Source organism: Phocaeicola plebeius DSM 17135, assembly GCF_000187895.1.
In the GTDB taxonomy this organism is placed as follows: Bacteria; Bacteroidota; Bacteroidia; order Bacteroidales; family Bacteroidaceae; genus Phocaeicola; species Phocaeicola plebeius.
This window is the reverse complement of sequence record NZ_DS990130.1, coordinates 638,478-655,967: the sequence shown is the minus strand read 5'-3', so window position 1 is coordinate 655,967 and position 17,490 is coordinate 638,478. Positions and strand designations below refer to the sequence as shown.

Annotated in this window: 15 protein-coding genes; 3 read left to right on the top strand and 12 right to left on the bottom strand. The window is 48.9% G+C overall.

What is annotated here, in order from left to right:
• Window positions 1-41: 41 nt before the first annotated feature.
• The 5 genes from BACPLE_RS10870 to dnaB form a co-directional block, all read right to left on the bottom strand.
• The gene (locus tag BACPLE_RS10870; protein WP_040312996.1) at window positions 42-281 is read right to left on the bottom strand and encodes a TIGR03905 family TSCPD domain-containing protein; all 240 of its coding nucleotides are present in this window, start codon (window positions 279-281) and stop codon (window positions 42-44) included.
• 105 nt (window positions 282-386) lie between these two features.
• Window positions 387-1,124 (bottom strand): YebC/PmpR family DNA-binding transcriptional regulator, encoded by a 738-nt coding sequence (locus BACPLE_RS10865; protein ID WP_007561794.1) that lies wholly within the window; start codon window positions 1,122-1,124, stop codon window positions 387-389.
• Between the two features lie 23 nt (window positions 1,125-1,147).
• Window positions 1,148-1,390: a hypothetical protein gene (locus BACPLE_RS10860; protein WP_007561793.1), complete on the bottom strand. Its 243-nt coding sequence runs from the start codon at window positions 1,388-1,390 to the stop codon at window positions 1,148-1,150.
• A 9-nt stretch (window positions 1,391-1,399) separates the two neighbouring features.
• Window positions 1,400-3,862: a phenylalanine--tRNA ligase subunit beta gene (gene pheT, locus BACPLE_RS10855; protein WP_007561792.1), complete on the bottom strand. Its 2,463-nt coding sequence runs from the start codon at window positions 3,860-3,862 to the stop codon at window positions 1,400-1,402.
• Window positions 3,863-3,963: 101 nt separating this feature from the next.
• On the bottom strand, window positions 3,964-5,526 hold the full coding sequence (dnaB, locus tag BACPLE_RS10850; RefSeq protein WP_007561791.1) for a replicative DNA helicase: 1,563 nt from the start codon (window positions 5,524-5,526) through the stop codon (window positions 3,964-3,966).
• Window positions 5,527-5,627: 101 nt separating this feature from the next.
• Between dnaB and ispE the strand changes: the two genes are divergently transcribed.
• Complete coding sequence (ispE, locus tag BACPLE_RS10845; RefSeq protein WP_007561789.1) at window positions 5,628-6,452, top strand: 4-(cytidine 5'-diphospho)-2-C-methyl-D-erythritol kinase; 825 nt, start codon at window positions 5,628-5,630, stop codon at window positions 6,450-6,452.
• Window positions 6,453-6,556: 104 nt separating this feature from the next.
• Here ispE and BACPLE_RS10840 read toward each other — a convergent pair whose 3' ends face one another.
• Both BACPLE_RS10840 and BACPLE_RS10835 read right to left on the bottom strand, forming a co-directional pair.
• Window positions 6,557-8,641, bottom strand: a complete 2,085-nt coding sequence (locus tag BACPLE_RS10840; RefSeq protein ID WP_007561787.1) for a DUF5695 domain-containing protein — start codon at window positions 8,639-8,641, stop codon at window positions 6,557-6,559.
• A 192-nt stretch (window positions 8,642-8,833) separates the two neighbouring features.
• Window positions 8,834-9,994: a serine hydrolase domain-containing protein gene (locus BACPLE_RS10835; RefSeq protein WP_007561785.1), complete on the bottom strand. Its 1,161-nt coding sequence runs from the start codon at window positions 9,992-9,994 to the stop codon at window positions 8,834-8,836.
• A gap of 229 nt (window positions 9,995-10,223) precedes the next feature.
• On the opposite strand from BACPLE_RS10835, the gene BACPLE_RS10830 reads away from it, so the two are divergent.
• Both BACPLE_RS10830 and BACPLE_RS10825 read left to right on the top strand, forming a co-directional pair.
• Entirely contained in the window at window positions 10,224-11,843 is a 1,620-nt protein-coding gene (locus BACPLE_RS10830) for an RluA family pseudouridine synthase (protein WP_007561780.1), read from the top strand.
• Between the two features lie 210 nt (window positions 11,844-12,053).
• Window positions 12,054-12,617 carry a hypothetical protein gene (locus tag BACPLE_RS10825; RefSeq protein WP_148374590.1) on the top strand — a complete coding sequence of 188 codons (564 nt, stop codon included), beginning with the start codon at window positions 12,054-12,056 and terminating at the stop codon, window positions 12,615-12,617.
• Window positions 12,618-12,726: 109 nt separating this feature from the next.
• Here BACPLE_RS10825 and BACPLE_RS10820 read toward each other — a convergent pair whose 3' ends face one another.
• The 5 genes from BACPLE_RS10820 to BACPLE_RS10800 are packed head-to-tail and all read right to left on the bottom strand — an operon-like array spanning window position 12,727 to window position 17,481.
• Window positions 12,727-13,932 carry a sugar MFS transporter gene (locus BACPLE_RS10820; RefSeq protein WP_040312993.1) on the bottom strand — a complete coding sequence of 402 codons (1,206 nt, stop codon included), beginning with the start codon at window positions 13,930-13,932 and terminating at the stop codon, window positions 12,727-12,729.
• Between the two features lie 13 nt (window positions 13,933-13,945).
• Complete coding sequence (locus tag BACPLE_RS10815; RefSeq protein WP_007561777.1) at window positions 13,946-14,668, bottom strand: HAD family hydrolase; 723 nt, start codon at window positions 14,666-14,668, stop codon at window positions 13,946-13,948.
• Window positions 14,661-15,668: a lysylphosphatidylglycerol synthase transmembrane domain-containing protein gene (locus BACPLE_RS10810; RefSeq protein WP_007561775.1), complete on the bottom strand. Its 1,008-nt coding sequence runs from the start codon at window positions 15,666-15,668 to the stop codon at window positions 14,661-14,663. The genes BACPLE_RS10815 and BACPLE_RS10810 overlap by 8 nt, the downstream gene beginning before the upstream one ends.
• Complete coding sequence (locus BACPLE_RS10805) at window positions 15,668-16,615, bottom strand: CDP-alcohol phosphatidyltransferase family protein (RefSeq protein ID WP_007561773.1); 948 nt, start codon at window positions 16,613-16,615, stop codon at window positions 15,668-15,670. Before BACPLE_RS10805 ends, BACPLE_RS10810 begins: the two co-directional genes overlap by 1 nt.
• A complete protein-coding gene (locus tag BACPLE_RS10800; protein ID WP_007561771.1) occupies window positions 16,615-17,481 on the bottom strand; it encodes an ATP-grasp domain-containing protein in 867 nt (288 codons plus the stop codon). The genes BACPLE_RS10805 and BACPLE_RS10800 overlap by 1 nt, the downstream gene beginning before the upstream one ends.
• Between the last annotated feature and the right edge of the window lie 9 nt (window positions 17,482-17,490).

Sequence of the window (17,490 nt, the reverse complement as noted above, 5' to 3'; positions counted from 1 at the left end):
CTCAGGAGTGCTCTTTGCTTCAATATCCCTCACTTAGTCACTTAGATTTCCCGCAAAGCCTTGCAGAGCTGGTCGGGACAAGAAGTCGGCTTCCCGCCACAACGGATACCTTCCAGACGAGCAATCACTTCATCTATTTTCATACCTTCCACCAGGACTGAAATCCCTTTCAAGTTTCCATTGCAACCACCGGTAAAATGCACACCCTTCAGTATGCCATCCTCTACCTCAAAATCAATCTGAGAACTGCATGTTCCCATCGTACGATAAGTATATTTCATTGTCATCAATATGCTAGTCGAGTTAACATAAAAAGAGAACGGAGCACCACTTGCCGGATTATTCCGGCCGGATACTCCGTTCCGTCATTATCTTTCAAGAAAAGCTTATTCAGCGTCTTCTTCCGGTTTCATGTTAGTATATACGGTCTGTACGTCGTCAAACTCTTCCAGACGTTCTACCATCTTATCGATAGTTTCACGCTGTTCCGGAGTCACATCTTTCAGGTCGTTCGGGATGTAAGTGAAATCACCACCGACATCTTCAAAACCACATTCTTCCAAATGCTTCTGAATAGCCGCATAGCTCTTCGGATCACCGTAGATAGTGATAGTTCCTTCTTCCGGATCTTCATCGAATTCGTCTTCTACGTTGTAGTCAATCAAGTCCAGAATCAGTTCTTCCATATCGATACCTTCTTTCTTCTTGAAAGTGAACACACACTTGTGATCGAACAAGAAGGCCAGTGAACCTGTAGTACCTAAGTTACCGCCAAACTTGTTGAATACAGAACGAACATCAGCTACGGTACGAGTGGTATTATCAGTCAGTGTATCTACGAATACAGCGATTCCGTGAGGACCGTATCCTTCGTAAGTCATACCTTTGTAATCGCTCTGGTCTTTACCCATTGCATTCTTGATAGCACGTTCGATGTTATCCTTCGGCATGTTTTCACGCTTACAAGTAGCGATTACCGAACGCAGAGTCGGGTTGTTTTCCGGTTCCGGGCCACCGGCCTTTACCGCAATTGCAATTTGTTTACCCAGACGTGTAAAGGTCTTTGCCATGTGACCCCATCTTTTCAGCTTCGTAGCTTTTCTATATTCAAATGCTCTTCCCATTGGATGATATTTTAAATTTATTTTTAATGAGTTTCTTTTTCACTATTCTGTACCAGCTTACAATATTTCCAGTACGCCAAACCAGCAAGGCACAAGCATATTGCCCCACCCGTGATAGCCAACACATTTCTCCACGTTTCATTCGAAGAAAAATGCCAGAGCACCATTCCAGCCTGCAGAGCCAGAAACAATTCGATGTAAAAAGCCGCCAGGTATCCCCTTTTGGCTTTTATGTGATAATCTGGTTTAATATTGTAACGCATCATTCTTTACAGTTATCGAAGCACTGCTCCCAGCTTGTTCTGCAAGTTACCAATCAACTTCTGCATGAACTTGTCAATCTGCTTGTCATTCAGTGTAGCGTTTTCATCCTGAAGCATAAAGCTTACAGCATAGCTCTTCTTGCCAGCTTCCAGGTTCTTTCCTTCGTACACGTCAAACAATTCTACAGACTTGAGCAATTTCTTATCGGTTTCGTAAGCAATCTTTTCGATTTCAGCAAATTGCACCTTCTTGTCAATCAACAATGCCAGGTCACGTTTTACAGCCGGGAACTTGGAGATTTCCTTGTAGCTTACCGTATTGCCCTTGATGGCCTTCATCAGTTCTTTCCAGTTCAGATCGGCATAATACACTTCATTGTCGATGTCGAACGCTTTCTGAATCTTCTTGCAAACTACACCGAAGGTAGCCAGCAATTTACCACCACGGGTGTGTACAGAGATCGCTACCGAGTAGATGTCATCTGAAAGGTTACCGAACACCAGTGAGCCAAAATTCACACCCAGACGACGGAATATGTTCAGCACATAAGCCTTCAGTTCGTAAACCGATGCGTTTTCATCAGCATGAGCCCATGAGTTGCTTACACGCTTTCCGGTAATCCACAAGCCCATGTGCAACTCTTCTGAATAGCCTGACAGCACTTTTTCCGGATTCTTCTTCTCCGCATGGAAGTGATAGCAGTTACCGAACTCAAAGAACTTCAGGTCGGCATTCTTGCGGTTGGCATTGTGCTGGATGCTTTCCAGACCACCAAAGAGCAAGGTAGCACGCATCACGTTCAGGTCGTTGCTCAACGGGTTCATCAGGCGCACCAGATTTTCCGGTTTGTAAGTTTCCAATCCATCGTAATAAGCGGCCGCGGTCAAAGAGTTGTTCAGGATTTCATTAAATCCGCAACCCACCAGCTGTTCGCCCACCAAGTTCTGGAGTTTCACCGATTTGTCCACTTCTCCCTTCACGCTCAGGCTTGATTTCAGGGTTGTGGGGATTTCCACGTTGTTATATCCGTAGATACGAAGGATATCTTCTACCACGTCGCACGGACGCTGCACGTCTACACGGTAAGGAGGAACCTGCAAAGAAAGACCTTCGGCCGTTTCTTCCACAATTTTCATCTCCAGGCTGGTTACGATACTCTTCACCGTTTCTGCTGGAATTTCCTTTCCAATCAGCGAGTTTACATAATTATATGAGAGTTCTACCGCAAAATCAGCAATAGGATTCGGATAGTTGTCCTTGATATCAGAAGCAATTTCACCTCCGGCCAGTTCTTTCACCAGCAAAGCGGCTTCCTTCAAGGCATAGATAGTAATGTTCGGGTCGATACCACGTTCGAAACGGAAAGAAGAGTCGGTGCTCAATCCGTGACGGCGGGCAGTTTTACGCACCCATGTAGGATGGAAGTAAGCGCTTTCCAGGAACACGTCAGTAGTGGTTTCGGTAGTACCAGAATCCAAACCTCCGAATACACCCGCAATACACATCGGTTCTTCCGCGTTGCAAATCATCAGGTCCTTGTCGGACAATTTGCGTTCCACTTCGTCCAGTGTAACAAACGGAGTTCCCTCGGCACAAGTCTTCACCACAATCTTGCCGCCCTTAATCTTGTCGGCATCAAAGCAGTGCATCGGCTGGCCATAAGCGTGCAGAATGTAGTTGGTAATATCGACGATGTTATTGATAGGACGCACACCGATAAGGCGAAGCTTGTTCTGCAACCATTCAGGACTTTCCTTCACCGTTACTCCCTTGATGGCCACTCCGGCATAACGCGGGCAGGCTTCGGTATTTTCCACCACAATATCGATGTTCATGTCATGATTGTCTACCTTGAAAGCATCTACCGAAGGACGCTTCAGCGTAGCTTTATGACCGTTTTGAATGAGCCATGCGTAAAGGTCGCGTGCCACACCGTAGTGCGAGCAGGCATCTGCACGGTTCGGAGTAATGTCCACTTCAAGCACGTATTCGCTCTTCACGTTATAGTAATCTTTGGCCAGTGTACCCGGAACTACGTCGGCAGGCAACACGATGATACCTTCGTGGCTTGTGCCCACGCCGATTTCATCTTCGGCACAAATCATACCGTTTGATTCTACGCCACGGAGCTTTGACTTCTTGATGGTGAAGCATTCATCGCCATCATACAATTTTGTGCCCAGCGTAGCTACGATGACCTTCTGTCCGGCAGCTACATTAGCTGCACCACAGACAATCTGCACAGGTTCTCCCTGTCCCAGGTTAACGGTCGTAATATGCATGTGGTCAGAATTGGGATGCGGCTCGCAGGTCAGCACTTCGCCTACTACCAGGCCTTCCAATCCTCCCTTGATAGTTTGAACTTCTTCCACTCCCCCAGTCTCCAGACCGATGGAAGTCAGTGCGGCTGCCACTTCGTCCGGAGTAAGGTCGAAGTCGACGTATTCTTTCAGCCAGTTATAAGAAATATTCATATCGTAATAGTATTTTATAATTTCCCAAACAATGATGTGCAAAGTTAATACATATTTGGGATATAAGAGGTAAGACAAAAAATATTTTTAGCCAAAAACCATCAGAACGGCACATCGGGCACAGGCGCACCAAACGGATTGTCGGGCATAGGGGGCATCTCTGCGGGTGGAGGTGGTACAAAGTCCTGTCCGCCGCCGTTGTTCATCTTCGAACGGAGCACCGGAGCCTTCTTTTCTTCACCCGGCATCGGCACAATCATGTCGTCGTCGGGATTCTGGAAACGAGCATATTCGCCACGGAAACGGAGCAGCACATCACCCACGGCACCGTTACGATGCTTGGCGATAATGATTTCGGCCATGCCGTGCAGGTCGTTTCCTTTCTCGTCGGTATAAATTTTGTAGTATTCCGGACGGTGGATAAAGCACACCATATCGGCATCCTGCTCGATGGCTCCCGATTCACGAAGGTCGCTCAATTGCGGACGTTTTCCGTCGATACCTTCACGGTTCTCCACTCCACGGTTCAACTGGCTCAGCGCGATAATCGGGATGTTCAGCTCCTTGGCCAGTCCCTTCAACGAACGCGAAATGGTGCTGACCTCTTCCTGACGGCTTCCGAAAGACATACCGCTGGCATTCATCAGCTGAAGGTAGTCGATGATGATGATTTTCACCCCATGCTCACGTACCAGACGGCGTGCCTTGGTTCGCAATTCGAACACGGACAAGGAAGGCGTATCGTCCACGTAAAGCGGTGCGTCGTAGAGTTCCTTTATCTTGTAGTCGAGCTGTCCCCACTCGTAAGGTGCCAGCTGACCGCTCTTGATTTTCTCGCCCGGAATTTCGCAGACGTTCACAATCAGACGGTTTACCAGCTGCACGTTGCTCATTTCAAGCGAAAACAAGGCTACGGGCACTTTGCTGTTCACCGCCATGTTCTTGGCCATGGAAAGCACGAAGGCCGTCTTACCCATGGCCGGACGGGCTGCGATGATAATCAAGTCGGAGTTCTGCCAGCCGGATGTCATCTTGTCCAGCTGATGAAAGCCGCTCGAAAGTCCGCTCAAACCATCGGTACGTGCCGCCGCTTTCTGAAGCATTTCATAAGCCTCCTGAATGACCGGATTAATCTGCGTGTAGTCCTTTTTCATATTCTGCTGGGAGATTTCGAAGAGCTTTCCTTCGGCCTCCTGCATCAGGTCGTCCACGTCCTGCGTCTCATCAAACGCCTTGGTTTGTATGCTGCTCGTAAAAGAAATCAACTCACGTGCCAGAAACTTCTGGGCAATGATACGGGCATGATATTCAATGTGAGCCGACGAAGCCACCTTACCACTCAGCTGAGTGATATAGAACGGTCCGCCCGCCTCTTCCAGGTTGCCGCGCGAACGCAACTGCTCGGCCACGGTCAAGATATCAATCGGTTTCTGTTGAATAGCCAAGTCAGTAATGGCCGCATAAATCAGCTGGTGCCGGTGCTCGTAGAACGACTCCGGGCGAAGAATCTCGCTCACCAGCGAATACGCATCCTTCTCAATCATCAGCGCACCCAGCACGGCTTCTTCCAGTTCGGGAGCCTGAGGCTGGAGATGGCCGTACTCATCCATCGGCTTGGTCTTAGCCGTCTTTGCCACACGTGTATTTCTTCTCGGTTCTGCCATTTTGTTTTTGTTTAAGTGGGGCAAAGATACGATTTTTTCCGTGAATCCCGATTTTCTCGAAACTTTCTGCTATATTTGAGCAACGAAAAACAAACGACACTATGATTACATTTCCCAATGCCAAAATAAACCTTGGCCTGAATATTATTGAAAAACGTCCCGACGGTTACCACAACCTGGAAACCATTTTCTACCCCATCCACCTGCAAGATGCACTGGAAGTGACACGAAGAGAAAAAAATGATGCTCCTTATACACTTCACGTAAAGGGTACGGCCATCGAAGGAAAGCCGGAAGACAACCTGGTGGTCAGAGCCTACGAATTGCTGAAAAAGGATCATGACATACCGCCCGTTGACATCCACCTGTTCAAGCACATCCCCACGGGTGCCGGACTGGGAGGCGGTTCGTCCGATTGCGCATTCATGATTAAGCTGCTGAACGAGAAATTCCGTCTGGCACTGAGTCTGGAGGAGATGGAAGACTACGCCGCCCGCCTGGGAGCCGATTGTGCTTTCTTCATCCGCAACCAGCCGGTATTTGCCACAGGTATCGGTAACATATTCGAGCCTGTCCGTCTTTCACTTTCGGGTTATTACCTGGTGCTGGTGAAGCCGGACATCTTCGTCTCCACGCGCGATGCTTTCGCACACATCACTCCCCGTCGGCCGGAAGTTTCGTTGAAGGATATTATCTGCCAGCCGGTAGAGACGTGGAAGGATAGCATGAAGAATGATTTTGAAGACAGCGTGTTCCAGAAATACCCGGAAATTGCAGCCATCAAAGACGAGTTGTATGACCTGGGCGCGGTGTATGCCAGCATGAGCGGTTCCGGCTCATCGGTTTACGGTATCTTCCGCCAGCCGGTAGAACACGTGGACGAGAAATTCGGCGGATGCTTCTGCCGTCAAAGAGAACTGGACTAAGTTATCCTCTACGGAATGCATCCCATCCAATCATAAAACATGCCAGCGGACTATCAGAGAAACCTGAAAGTCCGCTGGCATATATTTTCCTCCAAAGAACGGTCCTAAATACCATTATTTATCAACAGATAATATACCAACGCCCAGTCCTGATCATTGGCATAAGGATCGTAAAACTGGCCTTTAACTCCATCTATCTTGTACGGATACAAATAGGCGCATGATGCTTTGCCATCCTCAAAAAAGAGACACAGATTGTTACGCACGATATTTTCTGCACGTACCTGGTAAGACTTGTCGCCCGTGCAAAGTGCATAATAATAGTAAACCGCTCCCGTAATCGTACTCCAATAATGCGGGAATGTATCACCAAACATCTCTCGTTTTCCAAACCAATATCCATCCCAATGGCGTATCGCAATTTCGTTCAAATGAAAGCTTGGCTGAAAACCATTGAAGGCCTCCACCACAGGCATCTGACGTTTTACCTCATCCAGATATTTCTGTTCCTTTGTCACCAGATAAAGCTGTGCCAGAAAATGAACGGCAGGTGCCACAATACTCTGCTCATAGTTAACTTCCGACTTGGGATAGTTCAATCCGTTCCGGATAAACACTTCGCCCGTTTTCTCAAAATCTTTCAAAAGCTTTCTGTATTCCTTTTGCATACCCGCCTTCTCCAATGATTCCAGACCGATGATCACCGGAATACCAATAGCATAAAAGCCATAACCAAACTGACGGTACATGGCCTGCAAGGTTTCATACCCGTAAGTGGCAAACTGCTTCTCACCTGTTGCCTGATACATCTGAAAATAAAACTCAGCCACCCACATGTAATTATATCCCCGGTTACGGTTCTTCTGGTCCACACTAGAATACGTCACAAAATCTTTCGTCTGCAATTTTTCACGCAAAAACCGGGCATATTTCAATAACGATTCCTTCAGCACCTCATCCTTTGTCAGGCGATATTGCTTGGCCAGCAGTACTCCCATACCCACACGTTCTGCCCCTTCGTCACGATCCACCGGGTTACAATTGGGGGTATCATTCAGGTAAATACTATCGCCTTCATTATCGTACACCATGTAAGCACCGAACCGCGGGTCGGACGGATTGTTCATCTGCTGGTGCGTACGAATAAACTCCACCCGTTTTGCCAACAAGTCTCTCTCCCCATTGATTACCAGCAGGTCAGCATGTGTATGCTTTCCTCCATTATAGAAAAAATCCAGACGTACCTCACCAGCCTGAAGCAACGGCACTTCTACCAGATACGTCCCGTCTTTTTCCACCACAGGCACAGAAACTCCGTTCATCCTCGCTGCATAGTTTTCCAGCGGGGAACCACTCTGTACATACATTCGAGCCGTCTCTCCCCTTTGATACACATATTTGTCGCATGCCACCAGCAAACTACCCTTTTCAAGCAGCTTCCGCTTAAAGTCTTCATTTCCATTATGCGAAAAAATCGTCCACGCTACTGCATAACTTTTACCTGGTTTCAGATAACAATCGGGCAAATTCAAGGCCAAAATTCCCCGATAGTGTGAGTTACCCTTCCGGTCGCCACGCTCCCAAACCTCATAGCTCTTCACGGCACCTTCCGTAACCACCATTCCCAGATGAGGAGCCGTACCGCCCATACGAAGAGCATTGACATAAGCCGCATTTTCTCCATCCCACACCTGCACGTTGGTACGCCCATTGATACACTCCTGTGCTCCGGGATAATTGTCATTCAAAGGAGTATAAATACCCATGTCGTAAAGGGATACCGGTTCTTTTCCGTAATTGGTGAAAATATATCTTTCCATCAAATCACCATCCTTAAATGTACGAACCACCTGTACCTGAATATCGCCTTCACGATAAGTCACCTGCCTTCCATCCGAACTTATCTCTATGGGGTTCTGCCATTCCTTTTTTATGCTCTCATGGCCTTTGGTAAGCGTAAAATATCCCAATCCCCAAGCCAGATTTTCTTTTACCCACGGATACTGGGTGCCATCAGTCTTCACGAGCCATTCCATCTGCCGTTCATCCCCCGATAAAGTCAGTTGCTCCACAGCTCCCGTTGAAGGGTTGATTGTTACTTTCACAGGAAAATCAGCCGCCCCAATGAATCCGGCTATCCCACATGTACAAAGAAAAATTTTTATTCGTCGATAAAATTGTCTATTCATAGCATGAAATTATAATAGTGATGACAAAAGTAGTGCAATTCTTTCGTTTTCAAATATCAAAAAATGGTCAAAACAACTTCATAAGTTGATAAAATCACCTTTCATTTCTGTAATTACTCTTCCAAATTTTCCATAGCCAAGTCATGGAAAAGCTAAATATGCATTAAGCTACCATTGCTCTGACGCAGCCCATCATTTTTCATTCAGTATCTTCATAGCTATATCCATATACCGCGTAATATCGGTCGTAATCTCACGATTATATACATCGCAACGCTTACGGCCCAGGCGCACGACGATGGCATCCCAATCAGGAATGGCGATGATGTATTGCCCCAGCATACCGCGCATGTAAGGGCAACGCATACCGTGATAATCCATCACCCACGTCTGGAAGCCATAATAGCTGAGTGAATCCCTACCCCACTGGTCTTTCAGGTACGCAGCGGGACGCATCAATTCATCCATATAGGCTTCGGGAACCAGCTGGCGGCCCTGCCAATTACCACGATGCAACAGGAGACTTCCGAAACGGGCTACATCGCGGGCCGTGGTATGGAAGCAACAGAAGGCTTTTTCGTCACCGTCTTTTTTGTCCAGTAACCAATAGGCATCCCGTTCGGCCTGCATCGGACGCCAGAGCTTCTCTTCGGCATAGTCGCTTAGTGTTTGTCCGGTGGCTGCCTCGATGACAAAAGCCAACAGTTGCGTCTCACCACTACGGTAGGAATATTGCACGCCGGGACGGTCAACTACCTCCAGACCCGTCACCAGGTCATAAAGATCGTTGCCGTAATAACCGTGCGTTGTGACAGAAAAAAGCGACGCGTACGCCTCATCCCACGCCATGCCGCCACTCATGGTCAGCAAATGGCGCAGGGTGACGTCAGCCTGCATTCCTTTTGTATAGGCAGGTATGTAGCGCGATACGGGGTCGTCCAGACTATGAATCTTTCCTTCGTCGAGGGCAGCTCCCGCCAGTAGTCCCACAATGGTCTTTGTAGCAGAATAGATATTTGAGGTCAGTGTGTCATTCCACCCGTCACGGTAACTTTCGAAGACGATGCTGTCACGACGGATAACGAGGAAGGACACGGTGCGCAGGCTGTCCAGGTAGTGCGCATCCTTCTCCGCCAGCTGGTAACGGTTATAATCAGCAGAAAGGGGCCAGTGCCACACGTCATCGGGATTATGGCGTACCGTGTGCCGGTGAAAGGTTTCCAGGTCATCGATGACGGGCATCCAGTGAATGAGTGCCTGACGGGCATAGTAGGGCAACGAAGCATACACCACACCTATTACCACTACCAGAGCGATGAGCAGGCGAAGAATGGTTTTCTTTTTTGTTTTCATAGGATTTCAGGTCGTTTCATCACAGGAAATATGGAATTTGTGACTCAGATTAATAACTCTGTGAAAGTTCATGTACACTACAGCATTTACAAAAATACATTTTTCTTCTATCCATTGTACAAAAACAGTCATAAGATACATCATATAGGATATATATACCTTCATTTCTATAGAAGCCATTTTATTCGTACCTTTGCCCCCACAATAAAAATGAACTCAATATTTCACCATGATACATTCCTTCCATACCCCAATCGAAGGCATCGCCTTACCGAAAGCTTTCACCTTTCCTTTCCACTACACCCCTCACCCGCTCACCCGACTGGCGGCTGATGAGGTACGTCAGTACCTGCTCACACGGGACGACTGGCAGGAGGAACTTCGTCAGGGAAAGATGTTCGGGGTACTGGTAATAAAGGATACCGAAGGAAAGCTGGGGTACCTGGCCGCTTTTTCGGGCAACCTGGCTGGAAGCAACCACCATGCGTTTTTCGTTCCGCCAGTGTACGACCTCCTGCAACCCGACGGCTTTTTCCGCATTGAGGAAGCGGAGATTTCCGGCATCAACCACCGGATTGCCGCCATGGAGGCCAGCGAGGCATACTGCTCGGCTCGGGAGGAATGGAAGAAGGCGGAAGAAGAGGCACAAGCCACACTGGCTTCTGAAAAACAGAAGCTGAAAGAAGCGAAAAACCTCCGTGAACAACGTCGAAAGGAAGGCGTTTCACCCGAAGAAGCGGAAGCGATGTCGCGCGAAAGCCAGTTTCAGAAAGCAGAGTTCAAACGGTTGGAACGGAGATTGAAAGAGAAGGTACAAGCGGCCGGAGAGGCTTTCCAGACCCTCGACCAGGAGATTCAGGCGTTGCGCCACGAACGGAAAACACGCTCGGCGGCTCTCCAGATGCGTCTGTTCGCCCAGTTCCGCATGCTCAACGCACGGGGGGAAGTGAAAGATTTATGCGAGATTTTCCGCTCTACTCCGCAAAAGACACCGCCGGCCGGTGCAGGCGAATGCGCACTTCCTAAATTACTTCAGTATGCTTACCTGCATCAGCTCCAGCCATTGGCTATGGGCGAGTTCTGGTGGGGCATGTCGCCCAAGGACGAGATACGCCGCGAAGGACATTTCTATCCGTCGTGCAAAGGGAAGTGTGAACCGATTCTGAAACACATGCTCGTGGGACTGGACGTGGAACCGAACCCGCTGGAGGAGGATGTACACCGCCAGACGGCACTGGAGATTCTCTACGAGGACGAATGGCTTCTGGTGGTACACAAGCCGGCAGGCATGCTCTCCGTACCGGGCAAGAACGACCTCGACTCTATTCTACAGCGCTTGCACAACCTTTATCCCAAGGCCACCGGTCCGCTCATCGTACACCGCCTGGACATGGCTACTTCCGGCCTGCTGCTCGCGGCCAAAACCAAAGAGGTACATAAGGAACTTCAGGCTCTTTTCGAAACACGTCTTATCCAAAAGCGTTACACGGCCCTGTTGGAGGGAGAACTGGAAACTGACGAGGGCATCATCGACCTGCCTATCTGTCCGAACCCGATGGATCGTCCGCGCCAGATGGTAAGCCGGGAGTATGGCAAACGGGCGGTCACTTCCTACCGGGTGCTGGAACGCAAGGGCGGAAGCACACGGGTTACATTCTATCCGCATACGGGACGTACCCATCAGCTCCGTGTACATGCCGCCCATCCGGAGGGATTGAACCATCCGATTGTAGGCGACGACCTCTACGGCCAACCGTCCGACCGTCTGTATCTGCATGCCGCCTCACTGGAATTCGTACATCCGGTAACTGGAGAAAAATTGCACATCGTAAAAGAAGCTGACTTTTAGCAGTCTGGTAGAAAACGTCGTTTGCTAAGTTCTATTTTACTAAGTAAATTCACACTTTCTCTAAATTTACACCCTAAAATTTTACATTTCGGAGGTTTATACCGCAAAAATGTTAAAAAAGTATTTTCTCAATAAACCACGAGAAGGATTCATTGTCTTAAAGCCGTAAGTGCACTGAAAATGATTATTCACTTTTAAATTTTGACAACAATGAAAACAACTCGTTTATTATCTACATTGATTCTTACCGTATGTTTAGGTTTTGGAAACGTAATGGCACAAAACACAACGTCTCAGGTTTGTCCTGAAAAAGCCGAAAAGCCCTGCAAGGTGAAACTCACTCCGGAACAACGCATGGACGCACAGGCTCAGCGCATGGGAAAACAACTGATGCTGGACGATAGCAAGCTGGCTCAGTTTACTTCTCTCTACAAGGAATACCTGACTGCCTTGAAAGAATGCCGTCCGGCTCCAGAAGAAAACCAAAAGGTAAAGCCATCTGAACGTACCGATGCACAGATCCAGCAGGACATTGAAAAGCGTTTTGAAACTCAGCAGAAGATACTCGATACCCAGAAGAAGTACTATGCTTCATTCAAGAAGATTCTGAATGCCCGCCAGCTGGAAAAAGTGTTCAGCATGCCTCGCCCGGGCAAAATGCACAAAGGTAACTTCCCTATGAAGCAGGGTAAAATGGGTAAACCGGGAAAGATGCCCGCTCCGGGATGTCCGAACGTATGCCCGGCATGTCCACAGGCTCCTCAAAACAAATAACTTACTATAATTATCATTAATCGCAGAAGCGCGGAACTCTCAAGGTGTCGGGAGACACTGAAGAGTTCCGCGCTTCTTTTATGTATGCTTTCCGCAAAGGAAAATAATATTAGTTTTTCTGCTGCATCATGTGGCGGGCATAGAACCACACCACTACGTAGCCGACGAAAGGCACAACGAACGCCCAGTGCATATCGGCGTAGTCGCCTACCAGTCCCATAAGTACCGGACCTACGGCACCGCCCACCGGCGACATCATCAGGAAGGAAGAGGCACGTTTCGTATGGCTGCCCAGCCCTTTCAGGGAGAGAGCAAAAATGGTGGGGAACATAATGGCTTCGAAGGCATAACCGCAAAGCAGGGCTACGAACGATACGGAACCTAAATCCAAAATCACCAGCAGCGTAGTGATGACCGTTCCCGTAGCACACCAGAAGAGCATCTTCTCGGCACGGACGCGACGCATAATCCAGCTTCCCACGAAACGTCCTACCATGAACAGTCCCAGTCCACCGAACGAAAGTACCAGTGAGGCATCGCGGGCATTCATCCAGCCGACCTCTGTCACGTAGTTGATAAAGAAACTGTTGATGGAAATCTCGGATACCTCGTAGGCAAACAGTGCAACCAGTCCGAACACAAAAAGCTTATGCGCCCACAGACCTACGCGATGGCCTTCACTGTCCACTTCCTCCTCATGGGGAATTTCCGGCAGACGTACGCGCATAAAAGCCAGCGCAGCCAGCAGGACAATCACTCCCATTACGGCATACGGAAGGGCCACATTACCGCTTGCTCCCTTGTCTTCGTCAGAGAAAAGCAAGAGACCGGTCAGAATCGGCGCAAAGATACATCCCAGCCCGTTGAATGACTGGGCGAAATTCAATCGGCTGGCAGCCGTTTCCCGTGCTCCCAATTCTGTGACATACGGATTGGCGGCCGTTTCCAGGAAGGTTAGTCCGCACCCGATAACGAATAACGAGAACAGGAACATATTGAACGAAGCTATATATTGTCCGGGAATGAACAACAACGAGCCTATTCCGTAGAGCAACAAACCAAGCACTACTCCCTTACGGTATCCGTGACGGTTGATAAATAATCCGGCCGGAATGGCCATGATGAAATATCCCATGTACATCGTAGCCTGAATCATGGCCGAATGGGTACGGGTAATGGTAAGCAACTCCTGGAAATGCTTGTTCAGCACGTCCAGAATGGCATGAGCAAATCCCCACAGGAAAAAGAGGGACGTAATCAGTACAAAGGGGAACAGGTATTGGCGTTCCACCAGGGCAATTCCTTTTTTCTTCATCGGTGCCCCTCCTTTATACATACGACAAGAGTTCCGGCAAATCGGTGATGATTACATCCGGAAGTGTTTCATCTATTTCTTCGTTGCCCCAGCCTTCACCTTTCAGCCAGGCCACCTTGCAACCCACGGTTTTTGCGGGTACCACGTCCTTGGAAAAGGAATCTCCTACCACCAGCACATTCTCGGCAGGCAGCCCCATGGCTTCCACGCCCAGGCGATAGATGGCTGGATCGGGCTTGCGCACCCCCACTACCGACGATTCGATGATGTCGGCAAAGAAATCAAACAAACCGAAGTCTTTCAGAATGGTCTGAATATTTCCATAGAAATTGGATACCAGCACCAGCTTGTAGCGTTCAGAAAGTGCCTTCACCACGGGACGGGTACGTTCCAGCACGTCCAGCACATAACGGTAGCAGCTGTCGGCCACTTTTTCCGCATAGTTTTCCCGGCAGGCTTCTTCTCCGTCCAGCTTGCCTTGTTCCACCAGGAACTTCACCTGAATGTCGGTCTTGATGCGCAACACATCGTGGAAGTTATGCTCCGGCTTGACCAATGGTACACGGGCCAGCGTACGTTCTCCATGCACGTATGCCTCGCGGAAACTTGCCTTGTCCACCGGCACCTGAAACTCTTCATACTTGCTCCACAATACTTCCGCCCAATGACGGCTGTTTGTATCGATTGTTCCTCCGTAATCAAAGATTACGCCTTTTACATCTGTCAGTTTACTCATCTTTAGTCTTATTTGGGGTGCCGTTGCCGACCTTCATCAGCAACACGCCAATTACAATCCATATCAATTCACGCACACGGGTAATCAGTCCCGTATAGATGCCAAACGCACTCGGAATGGCCAGTCCGCCTACCGCCAGCGCAAATCCTCCCTCGCGTGCTCCAAGCTGCATGGGCGAGAAGAAGAACAGGTTGGCAAACAAGGAAGTGAAGGCCATAATCAGGATACAGGACAGGAAGCTCACATGGTCGGTCAGAATGTTCAGGATAAAGAACACTTCGGCACAACCTACGATACGTGCCATGAACTCCAGTCCCAGCGCCACATAAAACGTACTTTTCCGTTGCTTGTGCAGTTCGGCAATCTGTGCGTCTACCCGCTCCAGTGTTTCCTTCTTTTCGGTCAGGAAACGACTGGCCCAGCGCTTCACATAAGGCACATGACACAACAGCTTGAACGTGCGCACCGCCATCCCATTACGGTATCCTTTCATAAAGAAATAAATGGCCAGCAGGCAGACAAACGCCACTACTGCCAGCATGACGCCCAGTCCCCAGTTCATCGGCTCAAAAATCACGAAGAGCACCGCCGATACCAGCCAGAACCAGAAATGGGAAAAGATATGCATCATCACATAGAGAATAACCGATGAGGTGGCCTTGCTGGCGCCTACGTAGGGAGTAAGCTCCATGATACGGTACGGCTCACCGCCCATCAGTCCCACCGGAGTGGCATAGTTCAGGGCAAAACCGGACACAGTCAACTTATAGACTTTCCAGAAGGGCACCTTGGCATGTTTCCCGTCGCGGATAATGACATACCATGACCAGGCATTCAGGTAATAGATGAACACCCACAAAAGAATCACGGCCGGGAACCATACCCCTGCCTTGCGCAAGTTCTGCCACAACTCCTGATAGTCCATATCGAACGTGCAGAGCATGACCACAATGGCAAAGATACCGAAAAACCAGAATATATTCCGAAACTTTTCCTTCATCACTTGGCGTATTTATGGTAAAGGTATGCGCACAGGGCTTCATGACGACGACGCATGTACACAAACAGGCTGGTCATCACCACCATCTCGAAAATGAAATACAACCACGGTTCTCCTATCAGCAGGCTGATGTAAAGGGCTATCGCGCGGGTATTGAATGTCAGGATGTTGGTGTACTTCATCAACGGCAAGCTCAGGGCACGGAACTCATCACGCAATTCCTGAGGAATGTTGTCACCGTAACGTTCCTGCACAAAGGCATAGAAACGCTGGAAGTTAGGAGTCATCTGTTCCTGCTTGCGGGTATAGTTGCCATAGAAATACAGGAAAGCCTTCCACCAGAAGTTGCCTTTCCACGGCAGACTATGGAAAATCTCACGTTGCTGCTTGAAATTATCCAACTCACTACCCGCCTTTCCCTTCAGAAAGAACAAGTGGATGTTGCGGTAATAATCGGCCAGCGTACATTGCTTGCTATGGCACACCGTACCAGAGAACCAGGCTATCAGCCAGATATAAATGCTCCAGGTCTGTCCGGAAGCTTCTCCCAGATGGAAAGGAAGCGGCTGGTTCATCAGGCGCAGACAGATAGCGGCATAGATGGTGATAAACCAAAGATCGCCGGCAAATCCGTCGAGCATACGTCCCCAGCGGGTTTTCTTGCCGGTCATACGTGCCAGCTGCCCGTCGCAACTATCATAATGGTTGGCCCACATCAAGAGGAAAATACCAATCAGCGTATGCGTCATGTCAGGATAGTAAAACATCACTCCTGCCGCTACTCCTAAAATGATGGACAGGATGGTCACTACATTGGGATGTACCCCGAAACGCTGGAAAAACAACGCCCACACATAACCTATCGGGCGATTAAAATGGATGTCCAGAAACTCTTCTGTATCCATGGACTTGAAAGAAGCCTCTACTCCTTTTTTTTCCGTACTCATTATTTTTCTAATTTGTGGATAATACGATTATAGATACACTTGGCTATTTCCGGTCCGGCTTCTTCACGGCAACGGGCAAAGCTGGGCCAGTCGTTGAAGTCGATGATGCGGATTTCACCGGTAGCCGATACCACACAGTCGCCTCCGTATACAGGCACATTCAGCACCTCGGCTGCCTTGTTGGCGTATGCCTGAAGCTGCTTGACATCGAACGGGAAACCTCTCGTGGCTCCGTTGATGGCTTCCAGTCCGAACTTGCTGTGTGACTGTTCCGTTGGATAGAAGGTATAAAAGAAATCTGTTCCCTGTACCCCGTAGAACTTCACCAAATCTCCCACCAGGTGCTCGTTGACTACTGCCACCGGAATGTTCCGTTTCCGGAAATCGGCCATCACCACTTCCGCTTCTTCCCGGCATTCCACGTACACCACGTCTTCTTTCACCATGGCATGCGAATTGCCTCGCTTAATCCAGCAAGGGAACACGGAAGGAGTAAACTTTTCATCAGTAGAAATAATAAAGCTCCGGGGATGCGGTACTTCATTTGCCACCAGCAACTCCGTCATCTGCTGACGGACACAGTTGTCAATGCCATACGCAGAGTTCACCACCAGTGCACCCCCGTCTTCCAGTTCTTTCAACCGCTCAATGGTGGCGCGGTCGCGGGCCATGTCGAAAATAAACTCACCCTCTATGTTCTGAGCAACAAATTCCTTTTCCGGATAAATTGTCACCTCACACCCCATTCTCTCCAATGCTTCTGCCGCAAGCCGAAGGATTGCCGCATCATTGTCTACGTGATTCGGGGAATATTCATTACCACGGCTCACACCAACCACCCGAATCTTCTCTCCTCTTTTACACATTCTATCTTG